At 73.4% G+C, this 22,935-nt stretch carries 23 protein-coding genes and 3 pseudogenes; 17 read left to right on the forward strand and 9 right to left on the reverse strand.

The window, feature by feature from the left end:
* Positions 1–24: 24 nt before the first annotated feature.
* Positions 25–1,047: a phosphatase PAP2 family protein gene (locus ACEXOX_RS12435; protein ID WP_406520531.1), complete on the forward strand. Its 1,023-nt coding sequence runs from the start codon at positions 25–27 to the stop codon at positions 1,045–1,047.
* Positions 1,048–1,162: 115 nt separating this feature from the next.
* Here the strand turns inward: ACEXOX_RS12435 and ACEXOX_RS12440 are convergent, their stop codons facing one another.
* A complete protein-coding gene (locus ACEXOX_RS12440) occupies positions 1,163–1,378 on the reverse strand; it encodes an I78 family peptidase inhibitor (RefSeq protein WP_406520533.1) in 216 nt (71 codons plus the stop codon).
* 400 nt (positions 1,379–1,778) lie between these two features.
* On the opposite strand from ACEXOX_RS12440, the gene ACEXOX_RS12445 reads away from it, so the two are divergent.
* The 12 genes and pseudogenes from ACEXOX_RS12445 to ctaD all read left to right on the forward strand — a co-directional run.
* Complete coding sequence (locus ACEXOX_RS12445; RefSeq protein ID WP_406520534.1) at positions 1,779–2,099, forward strand: gas vesicle protein; 321 nt, start codon at positions 1,779–1,781, stop codon at positions 2,097–2,099.
* Positions 2,096–2,527: a gas vesicle structural protein GvpA gene (locus ACEXOX_RS12450; RefSeq protein WP_406520536.1), complete on the forward strand. Its 432-nt coding sequence runs from the start codon at positions 2,096–2,098 to the stop codon at positions 2,525–2,527. Before ACEXOX_RS12445 ends, ACEXOX_RS12450 begins: the two co-directional genes overlap by 4 nt.
* A complete protein-coding gene (locus tag ACEXOX_RS12455; protein ID WP_030019467.1) occupies positions 2,524–3,264 on the forward strand; it encodes a GvpL/GvpF family gas vesicle protein in 741 nt (246 codons plus the stop codon). Before ACEXOX_RS12450 ends, ACEXOX_RS12455 begins: the two co-directional genes overlap by 4 nt.
* Positions 3,265–3,267: 3 nt before the next feature.
* The gene (locus ACEXOX_RS12460) at positions 3,268–3,513 is read left to right on the forward strand and encodes a gas vesicle protein GvpG (RefSeq protein WP_030019466.1); all 246 of its coding nucleotides are present in this window, start codon (positions 3,268–3,270) and stop codon (positions 3,511–3,513) included.
* A complete protein-coding gene (locus ACEXOX_RS12465; protein WP_406520538.1) occupies positions 3,510–3,692 on the forward strand; it encodes a hypothetical protein in 183 nt (60 codons plus the stop codon). Before ACEXOX_RS12460 ends, ACEXOX_RS12465 begins: the two co-directional genes overlap by 4 nt.
* Complete coding sequence (locus ACEXOX_RS12470) at positions 3,689–4,366, forward strand: DNA primase (protein ID WP_406520539.1); 678 nt, start codon at positions 3,689–3,691, stop codon at positions 4,364–4,366. The genes ACEXOX_RS12465 and ACEXOX_RS12470 overlap by 4 nt, the downstream gene beginning before the upstream one ends.
* Complete coding sequence (locus tag ACEXOX_RS12475; protein WP_406520540.1) at positions 4,359–5,531, forward strand: SRPBCC family protein; 1,173 nt, start codon at positions 4,359–4,361, stop codon at positions 5,529–5,531. The genes ACEXOX_RS12470 and ACEXOX_RS12475 overlap by 8 nt, the downstream gene beginning before the upstream one ends.
* Entirely contained in the window at positions 5,528–5,851 is a 324-nt protein-coding gene (locus tag ACEXOX_RS12480) for a gas vesicle protein (RefSeq protein ID WP_030019464.1), read from the forward strand. Before ACEXOX_RS12475 ends, ACEXOX_RS12480 begins: the two co-directional genes overlap by 4 nt.
* Positions 5,848–6,675, forward strand: coding sequence for a GvpL/GvpF family gas vesicle protein (locus ACEXOX_RS12485; RefSeq protein ID WP_406520542.1), 828 nt, complete (start codon positions 5,848–5,850; stop codon positions 6,673–6,675). The genes ACEXOX_RS12480 and ACEXOX_RS12485 overlap by 4 nt, the downstream gene beginning before the upstream one ends.
* Entirely contained in the window at positions 6,672–6,893 is a 222-nt protein-coding gene (locus ACEXOX_RS12490) for a gas vesicle protein (protein ID WP_406520544.1), read from the forward strand. The genes ACEXOX_RS12485 and ACEXOX_RS12490 overlap by 4 nt, the downstream gene beginning before the upstream one ends.
* Before the next feature lie 40 nt (positions 6,894–6,933).
* Positions 6,934–7,209: a gas vesicle protein K gene (locus ACEXOX_RS12495; RefSeq protein WP_030019461.1), complete on the forward strand. Its 276-nt coding sequence runs from the start codon at positions 6,934–6,936 to the stop codon at positions 7,207–7,209.
* Positions 7,210–7,407: 198 nt separating this feature from the next.
* Positions 7,408–9,056: pseudogene (gene ctaD / locus ACEXOX_RS12500) on the forward strand (cytochrome c oxidase subunit I); the annotation flags it as partial.
* Here ctaD and ACEXOX_RS12505 read toward each other — a convergent pair.
* From ACEXOX_RS12505 to ACEXOX_RS12525, 5 genes and pseudogenes are all read right to left on the reverse strand, one after another.
* A complete protein-coding gene (locus ACEXOX_RS12505) occupies positions 9,046–10,125 on the reverse strand; it encodes a helix-turn-helix transcriptional regulator (RefSeq protein WP_406520546.1) in 1,080 nt (359 codons plus the stop codon). The pseudogene ctaD and the gene ACEXOX_RS12505 overlap by 11 nt on opposite strands.
* A gap of 53 nt (positions 10,126–10,178) precedes the next feature.
* Positions 10,179–10,349, reverse strand: a complete 171-nt coding sequence (locus ACEXOX_RS12510; protein WP_030019458.1) for a hypothetical protein — start codon at positions 10,347–10,349, stop codon at positions 10,179–10,181.
* 71 nt (positions 10,350–10,420) lie between these two features.
* Entirely contained in the window at positions 10,421–11,527 is a 1,107-nt protein-coding gene (locus ACEXOX_RS12515; protein ID WP_406520548.1) for a hypothetical protein, read from the reverse strand.
* 455 nt (positions 11,528–11,982) lie between these two features.
* Positions 11,983–13,313 (reverse strand): annotated as a pseudogene (locus tag ACEXOX_RS12520) (ABC transporter substrate-binding protein).
* Entirely contained in the window at positions 13,291–13,848 is a 558-nt protein-coding gene (locus tag ACEXOX_RS12525; protein WP_406520549.1) for a hypothetical protein, read from the reverse strand. The pseudogene ACEXOX_RS12520 and the gene ACEXOX_RS12525 overlap by 23 nt, the downstream one beginning before the upstream one ends.
* 113 nt (positions 13,849–13,961) lie before the next feature.
* Between ACEXOX_RS12525 and ACEXOX_RS12530 the strand changes: the two genes are divergently transcribed.
* The 3 genes and pseudogenes from ACEXOX_RS12530 (at position 13,962) to ACEXOX_RS12540 (ending at position 17,968) form a co-directional block, all read left to right on the forward strand.
* Positions 13,962–14,507, forward strand: coding sequence for a hypothetical protein (locus ACEXOX_RS12530; RefSeq protein ID WP_406520551.1), 546 nt, complete (start codon positions 13,962–13,964; stop codon positions 14,505–14,507).
* A pseudogene (locus ACEXOX_RS12535) lies at positions 14,504–17,187 on the forward strand (ABC transporter permease subunit). Before ACEXOX_RS12530 ends, ACEXOX_RS12535 begins: the two are co-directional and overlap by 4 nt.
* 82 nt (positions 17,188–17,269) lie before the next feature.
* On the forward strand, positions 17,270–17,968 hold the full coding sequence (locus ACEXOX_RS12540; RefSeq protein ID WP_406520552.1) for an ATP-binding cassette domain-containing protein: 699 nt from the start codon (positions 17,270–17,272) through the stop codon (positions 17,966–17,968).
* Here the strand turns inward: ACEXOX_RS12540 and ACEXOX_RS12545 are convergent.
* Both ACEXOX_RS12545 and ACEXOX_RS12550 read right to left on the reverse strand, forming a co-directional pair.
* The gene (locus ACEXOX_RS12545) at positions 17,937–18,407 is read right to left on the reverse strand and encodes a transglycosylase family protein (RefSeq protein ID WP_406520553.1); all 471 of its coding nucleotides are present in this window, start codon (positions 18,405–18,407) and stop codon (positions 17,937–17,939) included. The genes ACEXOX_RS12540 and ACEXOX_RS12545 overlap by 32 nt on opposite strands.
* Positions 18,408–18,569: 162 nt before the next feature.
* Complete coding sequence (locus tag ACEXOX_RS12550) at positions 18,570–19,232, reverse strand: transglycosylase family protein (RefSeq protein WP_406520555.1); 663 nt, start codon at positions 19,230–19,232, stop codon at positions 18,570–18,572.
* Positions 19,233–19,835: 603 nt separating this feature from the next.
* Here ACEXOX_RS12550 and ACEXOX_RS12555 point away from each other — a divergent pair.
* Positions 19,836–20,648, forward strand: a complete 813-nt coding sequence (locus ACEXOX_RS12555; RefSeq protein ID WP_406526317.1) for a hypothetical protein — start codon at positions 19,836–19,838, stop codon at positions 20,646–20,648.
* A 778-nt stretch (positions 20,649–21,426) separates the two neighbouring features.
* Here the strand turns inward: ACEXOX_RS12555 and der are convergent.
* Complete coding sequence (gene der / locus ACEXOX_RS12560; RefSeq protein WP_406520556.1) at positions 21,427–22,887, reverse strand: ribosome biogenesis GTPase Der; 1,461 nt, start codon at positions 22,885–22,887, stop codon at positions 21,427–21,429.
* Positions 22,888–22,935 lie beyond the last annotated feature (48 nt).

A 22,935-nucleotide genomic window follows, 5' to 3' on the forward strand; every position in this document is an offset into this window, starting at 1 on the left:
ATCACACGCGGTAACGTCGATTGAGTGCGTACCGATGACAAGCTCGACCAGATGGAGGAGCACCCGCCCGACCGCCCGCCGTCACGCATGACCCGGACCCGCTGGTGGCTGTTCGGGGGCACGCTCGCGGTGTACGTGGCGATCGTGGCCGGTGTGCTCGCCACCTCATGGCTGGTCACCTTCGACTGGCAGGCCATGCTCTTCCGGCCGTACAAGCAGTGGCCGGAGATCCACGCCTTCCTCGACTACTTCGTGGTCCTGGGCCAGCGCGGCCCCACCGCGGTGGCCGTCGCGGCCTGGCTGGGCTGGCGCTGCTGGCGGACCAAGAACCTCCACCCGCTGCTGGTGCTCGGCACCTCGCTGCTGCTGCTCAACATCACCGCGGGCGCCGCCAAGCTCGGCATGGGCCGGCTCGGCCCGCACTACGCGACCACCATCGGCGCCAACGAGATGTGGCTGGGCGGCGATATATTTCCTTCGGGACACACCGCCAACGCCGTCGTCACCTGGGGCGTCCTGGCCTACCTGGCGACCACTCCGCTGCGCCGCCGCGCACTCTCGGTGATCGCCGCGCTCGGTGCGCTGGGCGTGGGCATGACCACCGTCTACCTCGGTACCCACTGGGTCAGCGATGTGCTGCTGGGCTGGGCCGCCGGACTGCTGGTGCTGCTCGCGCTGCCCTGGTTCGAGCCCGGGGTGGAGTGGGCCGAGTCCCGGCTGACCGCCCTGTGGCTGCGGCTGCGCACCCGCTGGCTGCCGGCGCCCGCGCCGCTCGCCCCGGCACACGCCCATACCGGCCTGTCCGCGCCGCGGCCGGCGCCCGAGGAAGAGGTGCTGGTCCGGGACGCGATGGGCGCCGCCAGGCCGGGCGCCGCCACCCGTACCGCGGACAGCCGCCCGCACCACCCGCCGCGGCCGCACACGGTCCGCTCGGAGCGCACCCCGGTCACCCCGACCGGCAGCCGGCGCCCGCCGCACGCGGACCGCGCGCCGCGCACCGCGCCGCTGGCCCCGGCACCGGTCCGCGGCCGCACCGGCGGCAACTGACCGCCAGGGGACCCGCGGGGACGGTACGCACAGCCTCTCCCCGCGTGGCCGACGGCCCCGGCCGCTCCTTCCGAGCGCCGGGGCCGTCGCCTTGTCCGGGTCCGCCGCCGGCCGCTCAGCCCTTCCAGCTGCGGGTCACGGAGCCGTCCTTGACCTCGAAGTTCAGGCGGCCGCCCAGGTACTCCATGGTGATGATCGCGCCCGGCGCGAGCGAACGGACCGTGGTCCAGCCGTGTGCGCGGGCGCGTTCCTCGGCAGCCTGCTGCGCCAGCCCGACATAGCTCTCGGGGTCGTCGTCGGGCTCGAAAGGGGAGTTCGGTACGGGTGCCATGACAGTCACCGTAGGCGTACCGCGCAGCAGGTGGAAGGGCCGGGGTGCCATACGCGCGTACCCGTCCGGTCCTCCCTTGGTCACACTTCTGTCACAGCATGACAGCGCGTGTTTGCCTTCGATTCCGTCACCCGTACGAGCCGGGCACTGCACCAACCGGGTGGGAATCGAGGGCGGTCTGATTTCAGCCTTGATCGCCTGTCGGCGGCCGCCTTCGACCCCTCCCGGAGCGGCCGGAATTAATTCCCCGTCAGCAGCCGTTTATTCCTTCCTTTTCACGGTGTCCGACATCCCGGAAATGCGCCGACGGCACGCCGCCGCAGCATATTTCGCGAGCATCCGTGCCGGTCGGCGGGTTTGACTCCCCCACCGTGCGGTACTCGCTGATGCCGAGGAGCCCATGGGAGACAACACAGCGAACACACCGGACAAGAGCAACAACCGACGAGCGGCGTCCGCCCGCCCCAGCACACCCGAACTCCTGCGGTCGGCCCGGGAACAGCTCGCCGAGCTGACCGGACTGAACCCCGAGACCGTGTCCCGGTTCGAGAAGACCGAGGACGGCTGGGTCCTGGAGACCGAGGTACTGGAGCTCGCCCGGGTCCCCGAGACGATGAGCCTCATGGCGTTGTACGAGGTCTCGCTCGACCCGGACGGCATGCTCACGGGCTACCGGCGCGTCAGCCGCTACGAGCGTGCGAGAGGAAGACCACAGTCATGACCGTTGTCCCGGCACAACAGCAGTCCGGGGGCGGGGGCGGCACCAGTGGCCTCTACGACGTACTGGAGCTGATCCTCGACCGCGGCCTGGTGATCGACGCGTTCGTCCGCGTCTCACTGGTCGGTATCGAGATTCTCAAGATCGATGTCCGTGTGGTGGTGGCCAGCGTCGACACCTACCTGCGTTTCGCCGAGGCCTGCAACCGCCTCGACCTGGAGACCGGCGCCAACAAGAGCCCCGGCCTGCCCGACGTCGTCGGCCAGGTCACCGAGTCCGGCGCCAAGGGCAAGTCCAAGGGCGCGCTCTCCGGCGCGGCCGAGACCTTCGCCGATGCGATCGGCTCGGGACGCGAGAAGGCCGAGAGCGAAGGCGAACCGCAGCGCAGGCCGCGGCGCACCACCTCCCGTAAGAAGGAGGAGAGCGAGTGAGCACGTACGTCTACGGCATCGCCCGCGCCGACCACCCGAAGCCCGAGCAGGAGATCCTGGGCATCGGCGACCCGCCGCGCCCGGTCCGCATCGTCCGCCAGGGCGACCTGGCCGCGATCGTCAGCGACTGCCCCGACAAGCTGCGGCCCAAGCGCCGCGACCTGCTCGCCCACCAGCACGTGCTGACCGAGGCCGGGGCGGACGGAGCGGTACTGCCGCTGCGCTTCGGCTCGCTCTCCGACGACGACGAGGCGGTCCAGGCCGTCCTCACCGAGCACGCCGAGCACTACAAGGCGCAGCTGGACGACCTCAACGGGCGGGTGGAGTACAACGTCAAGGCCGCCCACCGCGAAGAGGACGTCCTGCGGCGGGTACTGACGGAGGAGCCGGAGATCCGCGCCCTCAACGAGGCCAACCAGGCCTCCGGCGGCGGCGCGTACCAGCAGAAGCTGCGGCTCGGCGAGCTGGTCGCCAACGCCGTACGGGCCCGCGAGGTCGCCGACGCGCACACCGTGGAGGCGGCGCTGGTTCCGAAGGCGGAGCAGTCCTGCCCCGGGCCCGAGGGCTCCGGCTGGCTGGTCAACCTGTCGTTCCTGATGCGGCGCGAGGACGCGGCCGCGTTCCTGGACGCCGCCGACCGGCTCGGCGCCGACCATCCGCACCTGGAGCTGCTGGTCAACGGGCCGCTCCCGCCGTACAGCTTCGTCCGCCCGCTAGAGTCCGCCGCCGCGGAGTGACCGATGGGCCTGATCAAGGAACTGCTGCTGCTCCCGGCCGCCCCCGTACGGGGCACCGGCTGGGTGCTGCGGCAGGTCCTCACCGAGGCCGAGCGGCAGTACTACGACCCGGCCGTGGTCCAGCGCGAACTGCGGGAACTGGCGGAGCAGCTGGACAGCGGACAGATCGACGAGGCCGAGTTCGACCGGCGCGAGGACGCGCTGCTGGACCGACTGGAAGAACTGCGGCGACGGCAGGCCGGGGCGTGAGGAAGGACTTCCGGGCCGCCCCGGCCCCCGCGCCGCTCCCCGGAGCGGCATCCCCGCACCACCTGGACATCACCGAACCGGACAGTACGAGATCCCCAGCAAGCATCGCGCCGGACGACCGGGCCGTGAACGGGACGGCGGACGAGCGCGACCTGACGTGGAGGAGATCCCCGACATGAAGAACCGGCCGGCACTGGTGCTGGCCGTCGCCGGAGGCTATCTGCTCGGCCGCACCAAGAAGGCCAAGCTCGCCATCGGTATCGGCAGCATGGTCCTGGGCAAGCGCCTAAATCTGAGCCCGCAGCAACTGGTGTCCCTGGTCAACGACCAGATAGCCGCCAACCCGCAGCTCAAGGAGTTGCGCGAACAGCTGCGCGGCGACCTCAAGGGTGTGGGCAAGGCGGCGACCGGCGCACTGGTCACCAAGCGCCTCGACTCCCTGGCGGACAGCCTGCACGAGCGGACGCTGAACGTGCGCGACCAGCTGGACGCCGGCGGGACCGCCGGCAAGGCCGCGGACACCGTACGCGGCGCGACCGGCGGCGGGCGGCACGACGAGGAAGCCTCCGGCGAGGGCGAGGACGAGGAGAGCGCGTCGAAGAGCCGCGGCGGCGGTACGCGCAAGTCCGGGGGTGAGGGACGCGGCGCCGCCAAGAAGCAGAGCGCGCGGTCCTCGAAGACCCCCGCCAAGTCCGGCGCCAGGTCCGGCTCCGGATCCGGCTCCAAGGCCGCGCCGGACCAGCGCAAGCGGCCCGCGAAGCAGGCGGCCGCCGCGCCGAAGAAGACCGCCTCGGCCGCGAAGAAGACGGCCCGTGCCGGCACCCGCCGGAGCGGAGGTGAGGACCGTGGCTGACACGAAGTCCGGTGGCCCGATGGCCACCGTCAAGGACACCGTGGCCGGCAACCCGGCCGTCGACCGCCTCAAGGAAGAAGCCGTCTCGTTCGCCGCCGCGCAGGCCCAGCGCCTGCTGGTGTCCACCGGCAAGCGGCTCGGCGAGGCCACCACCCGGCTCACGGACGTGGCCGAGGGGCGCAGCGACAGCCTGATCGGGCCGGTGATCAAGGACACCCTCAAGGGCGCGGTCAAGGACACCGCCAAGAACTCCGTCAAGGGCGCCTTCAAGAAGCTCACCGGCGGGCGCAAGGGCGGTGGCGGCAAGGGCAAGTTCGTCACGATCAGCGAGGACGTCGACGTCGGCGTGCCGGTGCGCGAGGCGTACAACCAGTGGACGCAGTTCCAGGAGTTCAGCACCTTCGCCAAGGGGGTGCAGGGGGTGGAGTCCGCGGACGACACCGACTCCAACTGGCGCGCCAAGATCTTCTGGTCCACCCGCAGCTGGAAGGCGCACACCACCGAGCAGCTCCCCGACGAGCGCATCAGCTGGACCTCGGAGGGCGCCAAGGGCACGCTCAAGGGCGTCGTCACCTTCCACGAGCTGGCCGCCGGCCTCACCCGCGTCCTGCTGGTCATCGAGTACTACCCCAAGGGCCTGTTCGAGAAGACCGGCAACATCTGGCGGGCGCAGGGCCGCCGCGCCCGGCTCGACCTGAAGAACTTCCGCCGCTTCGTGATGATGCGGGGCGAGGCGACCGGCGAGTGGCGCGGTGAGATCCGGGACGGCGAGGTCGTGGTCGGCCACGACGAGGCCGTCGAGCGCGAGGAACAGGAGCGCGACGAGCAGGGCGAGGATCAGGACCGCGCCGAGCAGGACACCGAGGGCGAGGGCAAGCCGTCCGAGGACGCGTACGAGGAGGAGTCCGGCGACGACGAGGAGCCCGACGCCGAGGACGCGTACGACGAGGACGCCGGGGAACCGGAAGCCGAGGACGAGGACGCGGACACCGAGGCGGCCGCCGAGGACGAGGACGACGCCACGGACGAGTACGAGGACGACGCCGACGAGCCCGAGGACGCGTACGACGACGAGGACGCCGCGGACGAGTACGACGAGGAACCGGCCGACGCCGAGGACGCGGAGGACACCGAGGACGAGCGGGAGCCGGAGCCGGCCCGATGAGTTCCCAGGTCCCCTCCCCGTACGGCTCGAACGGCGGCGCCAACCTCGCCGACATCCTCGAACGCGTCCTGGACAAGGGCGTGGTCATCGCCGGGGACATCCGCATCAACCTGCTCGACATCGAGCTGCTCACGATCAAGCTGCGGCTGATCGTGGCCTCGGTCGAGCGGGCGGAGGAGATGGGCATCGACTGGTGGCGCGACGACCCGTCGCTGTCCTCCGGTGCCCGGCGCCGCGAACTCGCCCAGGAGAACGAACGGCTGCGCGAGCGGATCGCCGCCCTGGAGGGCGACCAGGAGCCGCGAGAGGAGATCACTTGAGTACGCACGGCGCCGGGCTGATGTACACCTACGCCGTCGCCCGGGCAGGCTGCCGACCGCCGGACGGACTGCTCGGCGTCGCGGACGCACCCGTGGAGGCCGTCACGGAGGGCGCGCTGTCCGCCCTGGTCTCCCGGGTGCCGGCCGCCGACTTCGAGGAGGAGGCGCTCCGCGCCCACCTGGAGGACATGGCGTGGCTGGAGCGGACCGCCCGGGCGCACCGCAGCGTGGTGGACACCGCGGCCGCGGAGTTCTGTGTGCTGCCGCTGCGCCTGGTGACGGTCCACCGCGACACGCGCGGGGTCCGACAGGTCCTCGCGCAGCGCGCCGAGGAGTTCCTGAGCACGCTGGTGAGCCTGGACGGCCGGATGGAGTGGGGCGTCAAGGCGTACGTCGAGGACGCCGGGGCCGCCAAGCCCGCCGTTCCCGCGGGCGGTTCCGCGCGCGAGGCGGCCGCGGACGGCTCGGGCCGCGACTTCCTGCGCCGGCGGCTCGCCCACCGGCAGGCGCAGGAGCAGAACCAGCGGCGCGCCGACGAGCTGGCCCGCGCCGCGCACGAGGCGCTGGACAAGTTCGCCGAGCGCAGCCGGCTGCACCGCCCGCAGGACGCCCGGCTGTCCGGGGTCAGCGGCCGCAACGTGCTCAACGGGGCCTATCTGATCCCCCGCGAGCAGGCCGGGGCGTTCGCGGGACTGGTCGGTGAACTGGCGGACCGCAGCCCGGGGTTGCGGATCGAGCTGACCGGACCGTGGGCCCCGTACTCCTTCGCGCAGCCTCCGCAGCCCCCGGAGGCGGGCGGGGACACCGGGACCGGTGCGGTATGACGTCCCCGGTGGCCGGCCCGCAGCCGGACAATCCACTGGCCGAGCGGCAGATCGCGCTGGTCGACCTGCTGGACCGGCTGCTGGGCGGCGGCGCGGTGATCGTGGGCGACCTCACGCTGCGCATCGCCGAGGTGGATCTCGTACGGATCGATCTGCGGGCCCTGATCAGCTCGGTCAACGCCAACGTTCCCTCGCCGTTCGAGGAGCTGGATCCGTGACGCCCCGAGGAGCCGGGGAAGCCGAGGAGGAGGTGGCGCCGTGAGCCGGCGTGTGGAACTGGACGAGGACACCGTGGAGCGCGACCTGGTGCGGCTCGTGCTGACCGTGGTGGAACTGCTGCACCAGCTCATGGAACGGCAGGCGCTGCGCCGCGTGGACCAGGGCGATCTGTCCGAGGACCAGGAGGAACGGATCGGTCTGACGCTGATGCTCCTGGAGCGGCGGATGGGCGAGCTGTGCGAGCGGTACGGCATCGGGAAGGACGAACTCAACCTCGACCTCGGCCCGCTGGGTCCGCTGATGCCCCGGGAGTGAATCCCCGCGCCGCGCCCGGCGGCCCGCCGCGGCCCGCCGCAATGATCCGGCCGGGCTGCGCACACCCTCTCGCGCGACCGGGCCGGGACGGCCATCATGGCTTGAGCCTGAGCACGTCCAGCACGTCTCTTACCGATTTCCCGGGCGCGCCGGCGGGTCCGGCCGCTCCGGTGTCTCTTGGCGAACGAGGTGGCGCAGATGGGTACGGACACCGTGGAGGCGAGCCCGGGGCCGGTGCGGGCGCGGCGGCCCGGCGCGGTGGTGGTGGACTGGCTGACCACCACCGACCACAAGAAGATCGGCCATCTCTATCTGATCACCGCGTTCGGCTTCTTCCTCGTCGGCGGTCTGCTGGCGCTGCTGATGCGCGCCGAACTGGCCCGCCCCGGGCTCCAGATCCTGACGAACGAAGAGTTCAACCAGGCGTTCACGATGCACGGCACGATCATGCTGCTGCTGTTCGCCACCCCGGCCTTCGCGGGCTTCGCCAACGAGATCATGCCGTTGCAGATCGGCGCGCCCGACGTGGCCTTCCCGCGGCTGAACATGCTCGCGTACTGGCTGTTCCTCTTCGGCGGCCTGATCGTGCTGGGCAGTCTGCTGACGCCGACCGGCGGCGCGGACTTCGGCTGGACCGCCTACGCCCCGCTCAGTTCGATGGTCCGCTCCCCGGGATCGGCGCCGACATGTGGATCATGGGGCTGGCGCTCTCCGGCTTCGGCACCATCCTCGGCTCGGTCAACTTCATCACCACCATCATCGGGATGCGCGCGCCGGGCATGACGATGTTCCGGATGCCGGTCTTCACCTGGAACGTGCTGTTCACCTCGATCCTGGTGCTGGTCGCCTTCCCGGTGCTGGCGGCCTCGCTGCTGGCGCTGGAGGCGGACCGGCGCTTCGGCTCGGTGGTCTTCGACGCCGAGTGGGGCGGCGCGCTGCTGTGGCAGCATCTGTTCTGGTTCTTCGGGCATCCCGAGGTCTACATCATCGCGCTGCCGTTCTTCGGCATCATCACCGAGATCATCCCGGTCTTCTCGCGCAAGCCCATCTTCGGCTACGTGATGCTGATCGGCGCCACGATGGCGATCACCGGGCTGTCGCTCGTGGTGTGGGCGCACCACATGTTCGCGACGGGCGCGGTGCTGCTGCCGTTCTTCTCGTTCATGTCGTTCCTGATCGCGGTGCCGACGGGGGTGAAGTTCTTCAACTGGATCGGCACGATGTGGCGCGGCTCGCTGTCCTTCGAGACACCGATGCTGTGGGCCGTCGGGTTCCTGGTGAGCTTCCTGTTCGGCGGGCTGACCGGGGTGATCCTGGCGTCGCCGCCGCTGGACTTCCACGTCACCGACACGTACTTCGTCGTCGCCCACTTCCACTACGTCGTCTTCGGCACGGTCGTGTTCGCGATGTTCGCTGGCTTCTACTTCTGGTGGCCGAAGTTCACCGGGAAACTGCTCGACGAGCGGCTGGGCAAGGTGCACTTCTGGACGCTGTTCACCGGCTTCCACACCACCTTCCTCGTCCAGCACTGGCTGGGGGTGGAGGGGATGCCGCGCCGGATCGCCGACTACCTGTCCGCCGACGGCTTCACCGCGCTCAACACCCTCTCGACCGTCGGCGCCTTCCTGCTCGGCCTGTCCACGCTGCCGTTCCTCTACAACGTCTGGAAGACGACGAAGTACGGCACGAAGGCCGAGGTGGACGACCCGTGGGGCTACGGCCGCTCCCTGGAGTGGGCGACCTCCTGTCCGCCGCCGCGCCACAACTTCCTGACCATTCCCCGCATCCGCTCGGAGTCGCCCGCCTTTGATCTGCACCATCCGGAGATCGCGCGGCTCAGCCCGCCGGACGCTCCGGAGACGCGGGAGACGCGGGAGACGCGGGAGGCTCAGGAAGCGGAGGCGTCGCGGAAGCAGTCGGGGCCGAGGTCGGGGCCGTCTCCGAAGGACGAGCCGGATCCGGGTGCAGCGCCCGGGTCAGCCGGTCCCTGACCTCCCGTATCGCGTCCGTCAGCTCCGGCGGCTCGCGCACCTCGAAGTCGAAGCCCAGCAGGACGGCGTGGACGACCAGGACGTCCAGGCGGTGCGCGCCGGTGTGCAGCAGGCAGCGGTGGTCGTCGAGCGGTTCGACGACGCCGGCGGACGGGCTGATCCGCTGGGCGGCCTCCTCGGCGGTGGCGTGCAGCACGAGGGTGGCCCGCTGGGCGTAGACGTCCGTGGAGACGCCCCGCGAGACGTACGCGGCGAGGTCGGCGGCCGGGCCGGGGCGCGGGGTGAAGCGCGGGCCGTGCGGCGGGGTGGGGGTGATGCGGTCGGCGCGGAACGTCCGCCAGTCGGCGCGGTCCACGTCCCAGGCGACGAGGTACCAGCGGCGCTGCGCGGACACCAGCCGGTGCGGCTCGACGGTGCGGCGGCCGGCCGTACCGTCGTGGCTCGCGTAGGCGAAGCGCAGCCGTTGACTGTCCCGGCAGGCGTTGGCCAGTTCGGTGAGGGTGGCGGCGTCGACCCGGGGACCCGGGGCTCCGAGCATGGGGACGGTGAAGGCGTTGAGGGCGCCGACGCGGCGGCGCAGCCGGTGGGGCAGCACCTGTTCCAGCTTGGCCAGGGCCCGTACGGAGGTCTCCTCGATGCCTTCGACGCCGCCGGCCGCCGCGGTACGCAGCCCCACGGCGACTGCCACCGCCTCCTCGTCGTCGAGGAGCAGCGGTGGCAGTTCGGCGCCCGCGCCCAGTTGATAGCCCCCGGCGGTGCCGGGGGCCGAGTGGACGGGATAGCCCAGTTCGCGCAGGCGGTCGATGTCACGGCGGACGGTGCGCGGGGTCACGCCGAGCCGGTCGGCGAGGCCCGCGCCCGTCCACTCGCGGTGTGCCTGCAAGAGAGAGAGCAGACGCAGCAGTCGTGCCGAGGTTTCCACCATGCCGGGCAGTCTGGCAGCACATGCGGACAGCTACCGTCCGCGTCTCTCCCGGGTCACCACCTGTACCAGCGTGTGCGACCACCGCCCGCGCCCGTCGAACGGAACAGGAAGCCCAGCAGCCATACGACCAGGACCGCGACGGCCACCCACCACAGTGCCTTGAGCGCGAAACCCGCGCCGAACAGGATCAAAGCCAGAAGCAGTACCAGAATGACAGGAACCATGTGTATCGCACCTCCGCTGCTCCGAGTGCCCCCGGCGTGCGGTGTTATGCGTGCCGTCTGACGAGACTCGGTCAAGAACCGGCCGGGTCCGTTCCGTCCGTCCCGTTCATCCCGTCCGGCCCGTACGTCGTGTCCGGTCCGTGCGTCGCGTCCGGCCCGCCCGTCCCGGTCATCCCGTCCGGCCCGTCGCCCGTGACCCGGACCGTCAGGTCGTTGTCGCGGGTGTAGGACGGGCCGATGCGCAGCCGGCCCGACGGGCAGCCGGCGGACAGCACCGGGTGGCTGACGGTCTCCGCCTTCTCCGGTACGTCGTCGAGCAGCCGGGCGATACGGACCGGCTCGGCCTCCTCGGCCACCCGCAGCCACAGGTCCCAGCGTTCGCTGCCGCCCTGCCAGCGCTCCGCGAGCCGCGCGGAGGGCAGGGTGAAGGCGAAGTCGGGGCCGACGCCGGTGAGCGGGACGGTGATGCGGGAGGCCGTGCCGGCCGTCTCCGGGCCGCCGCGGTGGACCGTGGCCTCGGCGCGGGCGCCGGGGCCGAGTGCGGCGCCGTAGAGGCGGCCCGCCACCGTCACACCGCCGGCGTCGACGAGGACGTCCCCGGCCTCGGCGTGCTGCCCGCGCAGCCAGCTGCGCAGCGCCAGACTGCCGGACCTGGTGGCGTACGGGATGCGGACGCCGAGCCGGCCGATCCCGGCCAGCGGGCGGCGGCCCACCAGCGGGCCCAGGTCGGTGTCGCCGGGCAGCAGCCGCTGCGGGCCGCGGCCGTCGCCGAGGTCGGCGTAGGTGTTCCAGCGGCCCTCGGGGAGCGCGACGGTGCTGGGCAGGACGGCCCGCAGGCACCCGGAGCCGTTCGGCCCGAGGGGCAGCCGCAGTTCCTCGTCGGCGCCGCCGTCGCGCGGACTGAGGACGAGCGCCGCGCTCCAGACCGGCCTGGTGCCCTGCGGGGCGGTGATGTCGAAGGTCAGGCCGCCGGCGGAGTCGGCTATGCAGTCCGCGCGCAGCGGCTGGGCGGCCCTGTCCGCCGCGCGGGCGCCGCGGCCGGCGGCCGTGGCGTCCGTACCGGCGGGGACCGCGGTGTCCGGCCCGGCGGGGGCCGTTGGCTCGGCCCGCACGGGAGCGACGGCTTCGGGACCGGCCGTCCCGGCGCCCGTCACGGGCAGTTGCGTCGACGCGTTCATACCCTCCGCACCCCTCTCACAGCGGCCTGCGCCGCGTCCTTGGTTGCGTACGCCCCGTGCTCCGGGCGGGGTCGCGTCCGCCGGGCGCCGGTCCGGGCCGCCCCTCCGGTGCCGTGGGCGTGGTGAATCAGGAATGAGCTGTGCATCCGTCCCCGTATTCCGTCCCCGTATCCCTTGGTCGCCGCGGACGAGTCCCGCTGTCTGTCCCGTTGAACGGTTGGACCGTGGTCCGGGGTTCCGGGTTGAGGCCTTTGGCCAACTTGTTCCGAAAGAGTTAGGACATCGGTAGCGGCGTCGAGGAACTTTCCCGAACCGTTGATCGTCGGGTCTGTGCCGTGCTGTAACGCCACAAGTTATGCCGTCCCGGGGCGTCCCGTCACGAGGTGTGCAGCCACCGGCTCGCTCCGCCGGGGCCCTCGGGCCGGCCGGCCGGGCCGGTGGTGGCGGGCGGGCCCTCAGGGCCGGTACGGAAGCTGGGGGACGGTGAAACAGGTGGTGTCCATGTTGCCCTGGGTGACCCAGCCGCCCCGGCCGCCACGCGCCGCGTCGCGCCAGCGGGCGACCGACAGGCAGGTCCGGTCGGTGGCCGGCGGCTCGGACAGCGGCCGGTACGAGGCGGGAAGCAGCAGGCCACGGGCGGTGTAGGGCGCGCCTTGCCCGACGAAGCGCTCCACGCACGCGCGGGTGAGCCGCTGCCCGCAGGAGCGCGCCGCGTCGGCGAACCACATGGCGGCCGCCCACCCCTCCAGCTGCCACTGCGACAGCGGTCCGTCCTGGGCGTGCCGGGCCATCCCGGCACGGAAGTCCCGTACCGCCGCGCCGCCCGGCCCGCCCCCGGATCGTCGTAGTTGCGGCTGGCGCCGGTGGCCCACAGGGCGTTGCGGCAGCCCGGCGAGTCCTTGTAGTCCTTGGCGACCGAGTCCGACCAGTTCTGTACGTTCGTGACCTTGGCGGTCGGCCGGACGCCCGCCGCGTCCATCGCCTCGCACAGCTGCGCGTTGCCGTGCGTGTCCATCGCGTCGAAGACCAGATCGGCGCCCCGGTCGCGCAGCCCGGCGGCGACCGCGGGGAAGTTGGGCAGCGCGAAGTCGACCTGCTCGCTGGTCACGTCGTACCCCTCGGCCTCCAGACCGCGCACGATCAGCCGGGCGTACGCGGCGGACGCCGCCTGGTTGTAGGAGACGACGGCGGCGGTGCGGGCCCGCTGCACGCGCTTGAAGTAGCGGTAGACCTCCGTGCCGCCGTACAGCTTCCCGTCCCAGCCCGCCGCCCTGCCGTCCCGTGGCGCCCGGCTGCCGTAGATCCCGTACAGATGCGGATACGTGTCGTACGCGGCGCCGACCGGCTGCCCCCCGACGTCGGGCACGCCCGCCGCGGAGACCCGGGGCGCGCCCGCGTAGTCCAGCGCGGTGGTCGCGACCAGCGCGAACACCTTGCCCTCGGTGAGCAGTTCGCGCACGCACTCGTTGTTGCCGACGCCGCTGCCCCCGTCGTCGCAGGTCACCGCGCGCACCGGCCGCCCGTTGACGCCGCCCTTCGCGTTCAGGTCCGCGAAGTACGCCAGCGCGCCGTCCCGTGGCCCGGTGAACGCCTCGCCGCCCACCGGGCTCGTCGTACTGGTGATGATCCCGACGACGATCGGCTCCCGCGCCCGGCCGGTGGCGGACGCGTCCCCGCGGTGTTCGAAGTCGCTCTCCGGCAGCCTGCTTCCGCAGGCGGCGGTCAGCGCGAGCAGCAGCGCCGTGGCGGCGGCGCCGGCCGCCTCAGCAGCCCGGCGCGTCCGCATTGCCGCTCATGCCCACCAGCGCGCACAGGGTCTTGAGCGCCACCTTCCACACCTTGTCCTGGTACACGGAGGCGCCCTTGGCGTTCGGCAGCGCGGTGGCGCCCTTGAGGGTGAGGCTGTACGTCACGTCGGCCGCGGTCGCCGAGGTGAACCGTACGTCGGACACCCGCGCCGCGACCTGCTGCCCCCGCTGGTCGCCGTTGAACGCCTCCAGCAGCAGCTGGAGTTCCTCGCCGTTCTGGAGGTACTTCGCCTTCTCCGCGTTGGACAGCTTCGGATCGAAGAACTTCTGCCAGTTCTCCTTGATCTCCTGCTCGGCGGCGGCTGGATCGGCCGGGGCGTCGCCACGGGAGGACGGCGTACCGGCGGTCGCTGTTCCCGTACCGCCGTCTTCCGGGGCGGAGGAGGCCCCGCTGGGCGCGCGCTGCCCGCCGTCCTCGGCGTCACTGCAACCCGCCGCTCCGGCCGTCACCAGCAGCACCGCCGCCGCCACCAGCGCCGGAGCCCGCCGTGCACGCCCCCCACGGACCGTCATGTACACCACCGCCTGTCGTCGCGACCGGCCGCGACCGGTCTGGCACAAGCCTTCTAGGTGCTGTTCCCACAGGGCATAGTGCAGGCATTCGCCGGAAGCCGCGAGGGGGCGTGATGCGCAACGCGCGAACACGGTTCGGAGCGCGCCTGGCCCCGTGGGGCGGCTGGGCGTCGCTTGCGGGTGGGGCGGTGCTGTGTGCGGCGGGCTGGTACGGCGTCTCCGGCGAGCGGTTCGCCGAGCGCCAGATCCCGTTCCTGGCCTCCTGCACGATCCCGGGCGCCGCCCTGATCGTCGCGGGTGCCGTGCTGGTGGCGCGGGGCGATCAGGGCCTGGCGGCGGCGCGCGTCGAGGAGTTGTACGGGCTGCTGGTGACGTACGGGGCGGAGGGTACGGCGGCGGACGGCGGGGAGCGGGCGGCCGGCGGGAGCGCGGCGGTGGCGGGCGAGGCCGCAGCCGCGCGGAAGGGCCGGGACGCGGAGGCCGGCCTGTCCCTCACCGTGCCCGGCGGAACGCTCCTGCACCGGCCCGGCTGCCCGCTCGTGGCCGGACGGCCGGACGCCCGCCCCGCCGTCGGCGGACCGCCGGAAGCGGACGCGCCCCCTCCGGCCCCCTGCCCCGTCTGCGAGCCGGACGCCCCGCGCCCCGGCCCGGAACGGTGAGCTCACTCTCGTACGACCTCACCCTGGCCGGGCTCGCGGTGGGCAGCGCCGCCGCGCTCACCGGCATCGGACTGATCGTCACCTACCGGGCCACCGGCGTGCTGAACTTCGCGCACGGCGCCGTCGCCATGGTGTGCGCCTACGTCCTGCGGCAGCTGGTGGTCGGCTGGAACTGGCCGCTGCCGCTCGGCGCCGCCGTCACCCTCCTCCTCGTCGCGCCCGGCATCGGACTGGCGCTGGACCGCGCCGTCTTCCGCCCGCTGTCCGTACGCGGTACGGGTCCGGCCCGCACCCTGGTCGCCTCCCTGGGCGTCTTCGTCCTGCTGGTCGGCGCCGCGGGACTGCTGTGGGGGCCGGGAGCGCGCGCGGACGCGCCCGCGCTGCTGCCGGACGACCCCTGGGTGCAGCTCGGCACGGCCGTCACCCTCGCCGCCGGGGTCACCGTCGTCACCCGCCGGACCCGCTTCGGACGCGATCTGCGCGCCGTCGTCGACAACCGGCCGCTCGCCGTCCTCAGCGGCATCGACGCCGACCGGGTCGCCGCCGCCGGCTGGGCCTTCGGGTCCTTCACCGCCGGGCTGACGGGTGTACTGCTGGCACCGCTGCTGCGCCTGGACCCGTACGGGCTGCCGCTGCTCGTCATGGAGGTGATGGCCGTCGCGGTGGCGGCCGGGTTGCGCAGCCTGCCGGTGGCGGTGGCCGTGGCCCTGGCGATCGGCGTCGCACAGAGCCAGCTCACCCGGCTGCACCCGGGCGGCAGTCTGGAACCCCTCGTCCAGGCCGTCGGCGCCAACCTCTTCGTCGTGGCCCTGCTGGCCGCCGCCCTGGCCCTGCGCGGCCTCGGTGTCCCCCGCTCCCTGCCGGACGCGCCCCATGGCACGGCCCCGGCCCTGCGCACCGTCCGGCTGCCCGACCACGACGGCCGTGCCTGGCTGGTCTGCGGCATCCTCTTCCTGCTGCCCCTGGGCTTCGCGTACGGCGACCTGCGCACCTCCGTACAGGTTCCGGCGCTCGCCGTGGTGCTGCTCTCCTTGGTGGTCGTCACCGGGCGCGGCGGCCAGATCCCCTGGGGCAGGCCGCGTACGCCGGGCTGGGCGCCCTGTTCACCGCACTGCTCGCGGCGGGCCGCTTCCCGGGCCTGCCGGCCGTCCCCGGGCTGACCGCCCTGCTGCTGGCCGTCCTGCTGACCGCACCGCTCGGCCTGCTCACCGGCTGGCCCGCGCTGCGGCGGCACGGCCTCGCCACGGCCCTGGCCACCCTCGCCTTCGGGGTCGCCGTCAGCCGGTTCGTCTTCGCCCAGCCGTACGCCACCGCCGGGCTCTCCCTCGACCGCCCCACCGGTTTCAGCGGCGACCGCGCGTACTACGTCCTCGAACTGGCCCTGCTCGGCCTCGCGCTGCTCGGGGTGGCGGCACTGCGCCGCGGCCGCACCGGGCGCGCGCTGGCCGCGATGCGCGACCACGAGCCGGGGGCCGCGGCCGCCGGGGTGCCCGTACCGGCCCTGAAGCTGGCGGCCTTCACGGTGGGCGCCGCGCTGGCCGCCCTGGGCGGCGGAATGCTCGGCATGGCACTGCGCGCCTTCGACCCGGCGTCCTACGACCCGGTGCGCGGCCTGCTGTGGTTCGCGGCCGTCCTCGTGCTGGGCGCCGACAGCCTGCTGGCGGCGCTCGCCGCGGCGGTCCTGCTGGTCGGCCTGGACTCGGGGGCCGGAGGCGGCGCGGCGGCCGCGGTGATCGGTGTGCTCGCCGTACTCGCCGGGCGGCTGCCGAGCGGCCCGTACGCCGCCCTGCGCGAGGCCGTGGCCCGCCTGTCCGGGGCGCCGGAGCCGCGGCTGACTCCCCTGGGGGCGCGGATACGGGCGAAGGTGGCACCGGGCGGCGTTTCCGAGCCCCGCCGACCCGCCGCCGCGAAAGCGCCCGCGTCCCACGCCCCAGTGCTCCCTCCCGCACCAGCACTTCCCTCCTCCCCCGCCACTGTCAAGCGCCCCACCCCCTCCGGCCGCCTCACCGCCCGCTCCCTCCACGCCCGTTACGACGGCTTCACCGTCCTGGCCGGCGTCGACCTGACCGTGGCACCGGGCCGGGTCACCGCGCTCATCGGGCCCAACGGGGCGGGCAAGAGCACCCTGTTCCACTGTCTGTGCGGCACCCTGCACCCCACGGCGGGCCGGGTGCTGCTGGACGGGACGGACATCACCCACCGCCCCGCGCACGTCCGGGCCCGCCTCGGGCTGGCCCGGACCTTCCAGCAGCTCGCCGTGTTCGATGGGATGACCGTGGCCGAGAACGTCCGGGTCGGCGCCGAGCAGAGCGGCGTACCGGACCCGGCCGCCGCCACCGGCCGCGCGCTGGACCTGCTCTCCCTCGACGGACCGCTGCGCGCCGCGCCCGTCGCCGGGCTGGACACCGGCACCCTGCGCCGCGTCGAGCTGGCGCGCGCCCTCGCCGGCCGCCCGCGCACCCTGCTGCTGGACGAGCCCGCCGCGGGCCTGGACAGCGCCGAGGTGGCCACGCTCGCCGGTGTGCTGCGCGCCGTCGCGGCCGACGGCACGGCCCTGCTCGTCGTCGAGCACGACCTCGACCTGGTCGCCGGGCTGGCCGACACGGTCTACGCGATGGCGGCGGGCCGGATCGTGGCCCGGGGGCCCGCCCGCCGCGTCCTGGCGGAGCCGCGGCCGTGAACGGACCGGAGCGGACGGGGAGCCGGCCGCGGCGGCCCGGGACGGCGACGACAGCGGCGACAGCGGCGACAGCGGCGACAGCATGACCATCGAGACGGCCCTGTACGCGGCCCGCGTCCGCTACGGCTCCCTGGAGGCCCTGCACGGCATCGACCTCGCCGTACCCGGCGCCCGCGTCACCGTACTCCTCGGGCGCAACGGTTCCGGCCGCACCACGGTCCTGCGCGCGCTCGCGGGCACCGTGCCGGTCTCCGCCGGGCGGGTGATGTGGCGCGGTACGGACATCACCCGGCTGCCCGCACACGCCCGCGCGCGCCGCGGACTGACCCTGGTGCCCGAGCGCGGCGCCGTGTTCGGCTCGCTCTCCGTCGGCGAGCAGCTGGAACTCGCCGCGCCGGACGGTGGCGTCGGTCCGGCCCTGGGGGCCTACCCGCAGCTGCGCGCGCTGCTCGGCCGCCGCGCGGGCACCCTCTCCGGCGGCGAGCAGCGGATGCTCGCCGTGGCCCGCGCGCTGGCCGGGCCCGCCCGGCTGCTCCTCCTCGACGAACCGGCCCAGGGCATGTCCCCGGCCGCCACCGCACGCACGTACGCGTTGCTCGGCGACCTCGCGGCCGCCGGGCGCACCGTCCTCGTCGCCGAGCAGACACTGCCGCCCGCCCTGCGCCGCGCCGCCACGGTCGCGTACGTCCTGCGGCGCGGCACCGTCGCCTTCGCCGGCGAACCGGCCGAGGCGGCCCGCTTCCCCGGGCTCACCGGTCCGGCGTCACCGACCAGTCCGTGAGCCCGGACAGCGCCCGGTCCCGCTTGCCGAGCCCGTACCGCTTGGCGCAGTACGGCCAGGCCGACCAGCCCTGCGTGCGCCGCACCCGTTCGGCGACGGCGATCTGCTCCTTACGGGTGGCGAGGTCGGCGCGCGGCGCGTAGGCCAGGCCTCCGTACTGCTTCCAGGTCGACTGCCGGAACTGCAGTCCGCCGTAGAACGCGTTGCCGGTGTTCTTGCGCCAGTCACCGCCGCTCTCGCACTCGGCGATGCAGTTCCACGGCCCCTTGCCGAGGGAGCAGCCAGCCGGGGACGACAGGTGGTGCGCGATGTCCCGCGCCTGCGCGCCGCCGGGCACGCACAGCAGGACGACGGCCGGGACGAGGGACAGGACGGCCACTCTGCGGCGGCCGGTTCTCGCGAGACGCTTGGGCATCAGCGCCCGAAAAGAATGGGACATCGGGTCACGCTAAACAGGGCCGCGCGTACCCGCGCGCCGCCGCGCCCGGACGGCGCGACGCCCCACCCGGTCGGTGGACGGCCGGGTGGGGCGTTCGGAGTACGGGCGCCGGGGCCGCAGGCCGTTCCGCGGCCCGTGCGCGCCGTACGGCGGCCCCGTGGCTCAGAGCGAGAGCCGCTGCCCCGGGACGATCAGGTGCGGATCACCGCCGACGACGCTCCGGTTGGCGGCGTACAGCCGGTGCCAGCTCACGTTGTGCGCGGCGGCGATCCGGCTGAGCGTGTCGCCCTGCCGCACCGTGTACCCGCCGGTGCCGGCCCGCACCCGGCCGCGGTCGGCGTGGCCGCCGGTGCCGCGTGCCTTCTTGCCGATCTTGGCGCCCACGTCCCGGCGGACGTCCTTGTGCACATGCCGCTTGCCGCCGCTCTGGCCGGAACGGAACGCCTTCGGCGCCTTGGGGGTGCTCCCGTACGCACCGGCCCGTGCGGCGCAGGTCGGCCAGGCGCCCCAGCCCTGCGACGCCTGGACCCGGGAGGCCACGGCGATCTGCTGGGCGCGGCTGGCCCCGGCGGCCGTCGGCGCGTACGCCGTGCCGCCGTACGCGCGCCAGGTGCTGTGGGTGAACTGCAGGCCGCCCGAGAACCCGTTGCCGGTGTTGATGTGCCAGTTGCCGCTGCTCTCGCAGCGTGCGATGCGGTCCCACACTCCGCCGTCCGCCGCTTGCGCCGGTCCGGCGGTGGCGGCCATCAGCGCGAGCGGGGCCACCAGGGCCGCCCCGGCGAGCGCGGCGATGTCACGGCGTATGACGCCCTTCGAGAAAGGCATGGAATCCCTCTCCACGACCCCGGGAAGCCCCCTGGTGACGCGGGGCGGGCGCATCGTGCGTCCGCGGTCCGCGGCACCCCGCCCGCCGCGGGGTGGTGCCGGTCGTGCTCGGTGGTGCTGCGTGCGATGCATCCGGTGCCACCCGATCCGGCTCGTGAGCCGGGTGTCGCGTGGCGTACCGGCCGTGGTGCGGGCCGGCGGATGCGGACGGCGGGCGTCCCCGGGCGGTGCTCGGTGCACACGGCCGGAGAATGTAGGGAGGCTCACGCACGGTTATCAACCGTGGCGCCGTCCTCCCTGACCAGTCGGCTGTTACCGGAGGTATCAGCCAAAACCGGCCACCCACTTGATTGCTCGATTTCCGCATTTGTCACCCGGACCGCCCGGCGATCTGTGACCCACCTCACCCGCCCAACTTCCGTGCTGCCGACACGTGTTGGCAGGGAGTGAGCGGTTCCGGTCCGCAGCTCACGCTCCGCTTCGAACGGTTCGATCCGGTACCCCGCCGCGCGTGACTCCTGCCACAGATCGCCCGTTGTCCTGGTACGAGCCGGGCACCGCCCGGCAGCCCGCGCAACGATCGAGGAGCCATCCGTGCCGCGCATGCTCGACGTCAGTGACGACGTTCGCGCCGAGATCGGTGACGAAGAAGCCGACCGCCTGCTGGCCGGTGGCAACGCCCCCGGCAACTACGACTGCACCTCCTGCCGCACCCCCGGCGACAGCGAGCAGGAGCGCACCAGCACCGTCCTGTTCGTGGGCGAGGAGACCGCGGTGCTCGCCTTCGCCCACGCGTCGTGCATCCCCTCGCAGGTCGTACCGGTCTCCGAGGAGCAGCTCCAGGGCGCCGTACGCTCCATCACCGGCGAGGACGGCCGGGCCGCCGAACCGCCCGCGGCGCCGCCGCCCGCCACCCCTTTCGCCGCCCTCCCCGGCGAGCACCGGCAGGCGACACTCGGTGTCACCTGCGGTCTGGTCCTGGTCGAGAACGACCTGCGGCCGGCGCTGGTCGTCGAGCCCGCCGGGCCCATCGCCCGCCCCGGCTCCACCGAGCCGGGCGACGCGTTCCTCCCGCTGCTCCTGGAGCACGGCTTCGCCACGGTGACGGACATGTCCGTACTGCCCGCCCCCAACCCGGGCTGGTCGGTGCTGCTGGCCGCCGGGCAGCTGCACGCCATCCTCCAGCCGGGCAGCGACGGCGGCCAGCCCAGCTCGTGGTGGCAGGCGCACCAGCCCCTGCCCGTCTCGGACGGCTGGCGCACCGCCGCCGCCAAGGCCCGGACCGTCCTGGTGTACGCGGCGCCGGTCGGCGCCGTGGGCCACCAGCCGCGGGAGGACCTGATGCGCGAGGCCATGGAGAAGGCCGCGGCGGAGAGCAGGCTGGTGGCCGCCTCCATGCCGCTGGCCGGCACCTGACCCGCGCGCTCCCCTCTTCCGGTGCCCCGGCTCCGCCCCCGCACAGGGCGGGGCCGGGGCGCCGTCGTACGGGAGCGGGCCGGGGCGCCGCCGTACGGAAGCGCCGAGAGCCGCTCGTGAGCCGGTCGCGCTCCCCTCCGATCAGCCGATTCTTCGCAGAGCCCGCATCCCGGGAGCATCCGGGTCGTTGGCACAGACGTGCACCCATACGACCCCTCCTCCCGCGTCCCGTATCCCTACCAGATCCCCGGTATGCGCCCGTCGCACGACGCGACCACGGCGACCATGACGGCCCCGCACGCCGCCCCCGCCTCGGCCACGCCGATCTTCGACGCGCTCTACGCCGAGTACCGCCGGTCCTTCCGGGCACTGCCGGGGGACCGGAGCGGCGAGGAAGGGCTGAGCGCCGAGGCGATGCGGAGCATCTGGGGCCGTACGACCACCGCGACCGGCCACCTCCCGTCGTCCGGCCACTGGGAGCCGGTCTCCCGCCAGTCCTTCCACGGCCATCCGCACCACGCGGGCGGCCACCACCGGGGCCACTTCCCCCGGCGCTGCCGCCGCCCCCCGCGAGTACCGCCCGCACGGTCACTGAGCGGTCCGTACACCCGTACGCCCGTACCTCCCCGCACAACCCGTACGTCCCCGCCCGTCCCGTACGCCCGGCACCTCTCCCGTACGTCCCGTGTTCCCGCGCACGAAAACGGTGGCGGGGCGGCCCCCAGGAGCCGCCCCGCCACCGTTTCGCCGTCGCGCCGACGGCTGCTTCTTCCTGCTGCTACTTCTTCTTGCTGCGCTTCTCGCGCACCCGCACGGAGATGTGGATCGGCGTCCCCTCGAAGCCGAACTCCTCGCGCAGCCGGCGCTCGACGAAGCGGCGGTAGCCGGCCTCCAGGAAGCCGGAGGCGAAGAGCACGAAGCGCGGCGGCTTGGTGCCCGCCTGCGTACCGAAGAGGATGCGCGGCTGCTTGCCGCCCCGGATCGGGTGCGGGTGGGAGGCGACGATCTCACCGAGGAAGGCGTTCAGCCGGCCGGTGGGGACGCGGGTCTCCCAGCCGTCCAGCGCGGTCTCGATCGCCGGGACCAGCTTCTCCATGTGGCGGCCGGTGCGCGCCGAGACGTTGACCCGCATCGCCCACGGGATCTGCACGAGGTCCCGCTCGATCTCCCGCTCCAGGTAGAAGCGGCGCTCCTCGTCCAGCTGGTCCCACTTGTTGTACGCGATGACCAGCGCGCGGCCCGCCTCCACGGCCATCGTGATGATCCGCTGGTCCTGGACGCTGATGGACTCGCTCGCGTCGATCAGGACGACCGCGACCTCGGCCTTCTCCACGGCGGCCGCGGTGCGCAGCGAGGCGTAGTAGTCGGCGCCCTCCTGGAGGTGGACGCGCTTGCGGATGCCCGCGGTGTCCACGAACTTCCAGGTCTTGCCGCCCAGCTCGATCAGCTCGTCGACCGGGTCGCGGGTGGTGCCGGCGATCTCGTTGACGACCACCCGCTCCTCGCCCGCGACCTTGTTCAGCAGCGAGGACTTGCCGACGTTCGGACGGCCGATCAGCGCGATCCGGCGCGGCCCGCCGAGCGGGGTGCCGAAGGACTGCTCGGGCGCCTCGGGCAGCGCTTCGAGGGCGGCGTCCAGCATGTCGCCGGTGCCGCGGCCGTGCAGCGCGGAGACCGGGTGCGGCTCGCCGAGGCCCAGCGACCACAGCATGGCGGCGTCCGCCTCGCCGGACGGGCCGTCCACCTTGTTGGCGACCAGCACGACGGGCTTGCCGGCCCGGCGCAGCAGCTTGACGACGGCCTCGTCGGTGTCGGTGGCGCCGACCTTGGCGTCCACGACGAAGACCACCGCGTCGGCGGCCTCGATCGCGAACTCGGCCTGGGCGGCCACGGACGCGTCGATGCCGAGCACGTCCTGCTCCCAGCCGCCGGTGTCGACGACCTTGAAGCGGCGGCCGTTCCAGTCGGCCTCGTAGGTGACCCGGTCGCGGGTGACGCCCGGCTTGTCCTCGACGACCGCCTCGCGGCGGCCGATCATGCGGTTCACCAGGGTCGACTTACCGACATTGGGGCGGCCGACGACGGCGAGGACGGGCAGCGGGCCGTGCCCGGCCGCGGCGATGTCGCCCTCGACCTCCTCCAGGTCGAAGCCCTCCTGGGCGGCGAGCTCCATGAACTCCGTGTACTCGGCGTCACCAAGCGCACCGTGCTCGTCGCCGGTGGGGGTCTGGTCGTTCATGAAGTCCGTTCCTCGTTCTCCGTCATCGGTAACGGTCACCCGCTCGTC

Source organism: Streptomyces sp. Ac-502 (assembly GCF_045222935.1).
GTDB classification, from domain to species: Bacteria; Actinomycetota; Actinomycetes; order Streptomycetales; family Streptomycetaceae; genus Streptomyces; species Streptomyces monomycini.